Annotated in this window: 5 protein-coding genes; 1 reads left to right on the forward strand and 4 read right to left on the reverse strand. The window is 55.0% G+C overall.

The window, feature by feature from the left end; genetic code table 11:
• The coding region (gene infC, locus ACILQA_RS10530) for a translation initiation factor IF-3 (protein WP_395629646.1) at nucleotides 1-509 on the forward strand (509 nt) is incomplete at its 5' end.
• 7 nt (nucleotides 510-516) lie between these two features.
• Here infC and ACILQA_RS10535 read toward each other — a convergent pair.
• The 4 genes from ACILQA_RS10535 to ACILQA_RS10550 are packed head-to-tail and all read right to left on the reverse strand — an operon-like array spanning nucleotide 517 to nucleotide 3121.
• Nucleotides 517-1272, reverse strand: a complete 756-nt coding sequence (locus ACILQA_RS10535) for a sulfite exporter TauE/SafE family protein (protein WP_395629647.1) — start codon at nucleotides 1270-1272, stop codon at nucleotides 517-519.
• Nucleotides 1269-1850, reverse strand: a complete 582-nt coding sequence (locus ACILQA_RS10540) for an SURF1 family cytochrome oxidase biogenesis protein (protein WP_395629648.1) — start codon at nucleotides 1848-1850, stop codon at nucleotides 1269-1271. Before ACILQA_RS10540 ends, ACILQA_RS10535 begins: the two co-directional genes overlap by 4 nt.
• Nucleotides 1847-2233, reverse strand: a complete 387-nt coding sequence (locus ACILQA_RS10545) for a DUF983 domain-containing protein (protein ID WP_395629649.1) — start codon at nucleotides 2231-2233, stop codon at nucleotides 1847-1849. Before ACILQA_RS10545 ends, ACILQA_RS10540 begins: the two co-directional genes overlap by 4 nt.
• A complete protein-coding gene (locus ACILQA_RS10550; protein ID WP_395629650.1) occupies nucleotides 2234-3121 on the reverse strand; it encodes a cytochrome c oxidase subunit 3 in 888 nt (295 codons plus the stop codon).
• Between the last annotated feature and the right edge of the window lie 27 nt (nucleotides 3122-3148).

Raw genomic sequence — 3148 nt, forward strand, 5'->3', positions numbered from 1 at the left:
CTGTTAAAAGTGGTCCGCGCTACAATAATCTCATCACAGCTGAAAAAGTACGAGTCATTGATGATGACGGCGAAAATTTGGGTGTCCTGTACACCCGCGAGGCGATAGCGCAGGCCGCTGAAGTCGGCCTTGATCTGGTGGAAGTATCACCGAACGCTGATCCGCCAGTCTGCAAGTTTCTGGACATCGGCAAGTTCAAATATGAGGCCCAGAAAAAGGCCAACCTTGCGCGTAAGAGCCAGAAAACGCAGGAAATTAAAGAAATTAAGATGCGTCCAAACATCGATGACCATGATTATATGGTCAAGATGAAGAAGGTTGCGGAGTTCATCGAGGAAGGTGACAAGGTGAAAATCACCTTGCGTTTCCGTGGTCGTGAATTGGCCCACCAACAATTGGGTATGCACCTGTTGCAACGCGTTCAGGCCGATACCACCGAGACCGCAAAGGTTGAGGCGCATCCCCGCATGGAAGGCCGTCAAATGCTTATGGTGCTGTCGCCCAAATAGGGCGCAGTCACCAGATGGCTTGGCGAATCAACTCTGCGCCAACGACCACCATCAACAGCTGAATGATGATATTGAATCGTTCGGGTGACACCCGCTTGACCAACCGCACGCCTGCCATTGTGCTGACTATGGCCAATGGCAGGAAGATGGCGGTCAGCGTCATGTTTTGCGTGTTGAATTGCCCCAGCGCCGCATAAGCAGGTACTTTCATCCAGTTGATGATAGCGAAAAATATCGACGACGTTCCGACAAAGACCAAATGTGGAAAGTTGCGCGACAGGGCCCAAATCTGAAATGGTGGGCCGCCCGCATGGGCAATTTGGCTGGTGAAGCCTGCAACCCCGCCCATGACGACCCCAACCCACTCGGGTGCCGGGCCAGCCAGCTTAAGCTGCGCACCAAACAGCGGAAGCAAGCGGTAGACGCCAAATGATAGCGCAATGACGCCGACAAAGCCGCGAACCGCATCCGCATTAATCGCGGTCGCCAAAAACCATCCAAAAAATATACCCACGACCGCGCCCGGCAAGGTGAGCAACAATGTCCGCCGGTCAAAGTCACGTCGGAATGCCCAGACGCTCACAATATCTTGAACCATCAATATGGGTAGCAACATGCCCGCACCGGCGACTGGGTCCATGACCAAGGCGAGTATCGGCATGGCAGCAGCGCCCAGCCCCGCAAACCCACCCTTGGCAAGGCCCACCAATATGACGGCGACGCTTGCGACTATGTAGAAATAGATATCGGCGGGCAGATTCAAGACGTTTTCAAGCGCTTCCGCACCGCGAGGATATAAATGATCGACGCGGCGGCTGCGAAAATGAACCACTGGATGGCATAGAGGAAATGGTTGTTTGGAATTTGCGCTGGCGATGGCAATGCAAGCTGTTGCAGGCCATCTGCGGGATCGGTCGACACCAACTTAATCAACTGCACCCCATCGGGCGCTATGATGCCGCGGACCAGTCCGCCGTTCCAGCTTGGTGATTGCGGGCGTTCCGACCAACCGATGGCAACTTTCGCGTTCACGCCTTCAGCGCCGCCTGTTTGGCACGACGCAACATGGGCAAAGCCTGCGTCACCGGCACGATTGCTGCCGGACACCGACTCGATTTTGATCACATTGTCGCACATGACCGTAGAGCGCCGAAACAGCGGTAGTGCCTTGGGGTCGGGGACGACTGGCCACATGACCGCCGGCAGGCCATCAGCGGCGTTGTAACGGGCGAGCAAAGCTTCCTTTTCGGCCTTGCGCTGAAGCTGCCAGACACCGAGGCCAATCATGATAGCGACCGCGATGATTACAATCATCGTCGGAATAATCGGCCAGCGTTTCATAGCAGATCGTCCTTCCCGGCTTCATGTGCTTTGTTGCGATACTCGGATGCCAGCAATGCCGCTTTCGCCATCCGCAGTGTGACAACGGTTAACGCGGCGGTCACCGGAACCCAAATGATGACATGCACCCAAAAGGGTGGCCGGACAGCGGAATCGAGCAGCAAAGCGAAGACAATGATCAGCGCACCAATAACCATGGTGAGTAATGCCGCGGGGCCATCGCCCACATTGAAAGAAGCATAATCAAGTTTGCATTGCGAACATGTGTCCGCAAACTGGCCCAGCCCCGCAAACAACGTTTTGCCGCCGCATTGGGGGCAGAGACCAAAAAGGGCAGCCCGCAATATGCTGGGCCGCCCTTCTGGTGATTGCTCTGCTGTCATTTACGCGTGAACTGGTGCGCCCCAGCCACCCCAAATGTAGATGGCGATGAACAGGAACAGCCACACCACGTCGACAAAGTGCCAGTACCAAGCCGCAGCTTCAAAACCGAAATGCTGCTTTGGTGTGAAGTGGCCTTTGTAGGTACGCGCAAGGCACACAATCAAGAAGATCGTGCCAACAATGACGTGGAAACCATGGAAGCCTGTCGCCATGTAGAAGGCTGTACCATAGTTCAATCCGCCAAAAGGAAAGGGCGCGACGGCATATTCATATGCCTGAATCGCACTGAACAGAAGGCCGAGAAGGATCGTCAGCCAAAGTCCCTTTTTCAGGCCTTCACGGTCACCATGGATCAGCGAATGGTGCGCCCAAGTGACGGTGGTGCCCGAGCACAACAGGATCAAGGTGTTGAGCAGCGGTAATTTCATGGAATCGAGAACCTCGAGGCCCTTTGGCGGCCACTGCATCAACGCTGCGGCGCCTTCTTGGCCGATAAGGTTAGTCACCGTAAACGCGTGCGTTTCCGGGTCGATGACGATTTCCAACGGCACTGGGAACAAGGCATAGTCAAACCATGCCCAGAACCAGCCCACGAAGAACATGACTTCCGACGCGATGAACATGATCATGCCGTAACGCAGGTGAAGCTGAACCACAGGGGTATGATCGCCCGCATGGGCTTCGGTCACAACATCGGCCCACCACGCGTAAAAGGTGTACAATACGCCGATAAGGCCAATGCCAAAGACGAGGCTACCAAAACTGAACTGCTCGGGATGCATCCACATCACGAGGCCGAAGAACATCGTCAGGGCCGAGAACGAACCCAAGATGGGTGTGATGCTCGGCGGCAGAATATGATAATCGTGATTTTTGGCACCCGCCATGGTCAATTCCCTGTAGTCTTAACGTGG

The organism is Sphingorhabdus sp. (genome assembly GCF_044239005.1).
In the GTDB taxonomy this organism is placed as follows: domain Bacteria; phylum Pseudomonadota; class Alphaproteobacteria; order Sphingomonadales; family Sphingomonadaceae; genus Sphingorhabdus_B.

What these genes read in the sequence shown, in the direction of transcription:
- ACILQA_RS10540 (WP_395629648.1), bottom strand. Translation starts at nt 1,850, where the DNA reads ATGAAACGCTGGCCGATTATTCCGACGATGATTGTAATCATCGCGGTC.
- ACILQA_RS10545 (WP_395629649.1), bottom strand. Translation starts at nt 2,233, where the DNA reads ATGACAGCAGAGCAATCACCAGAAGGGCGGCCCAGCATATTGCGGGCT.
- ACILQA_RS10550 (WP_395629650.1), bottom strand. Translation starts at nt 3,121, where the DNA reads ATGGCGGGTGCCAAAAATCACGATTATCATATTCTGCCGCCGAGCATC.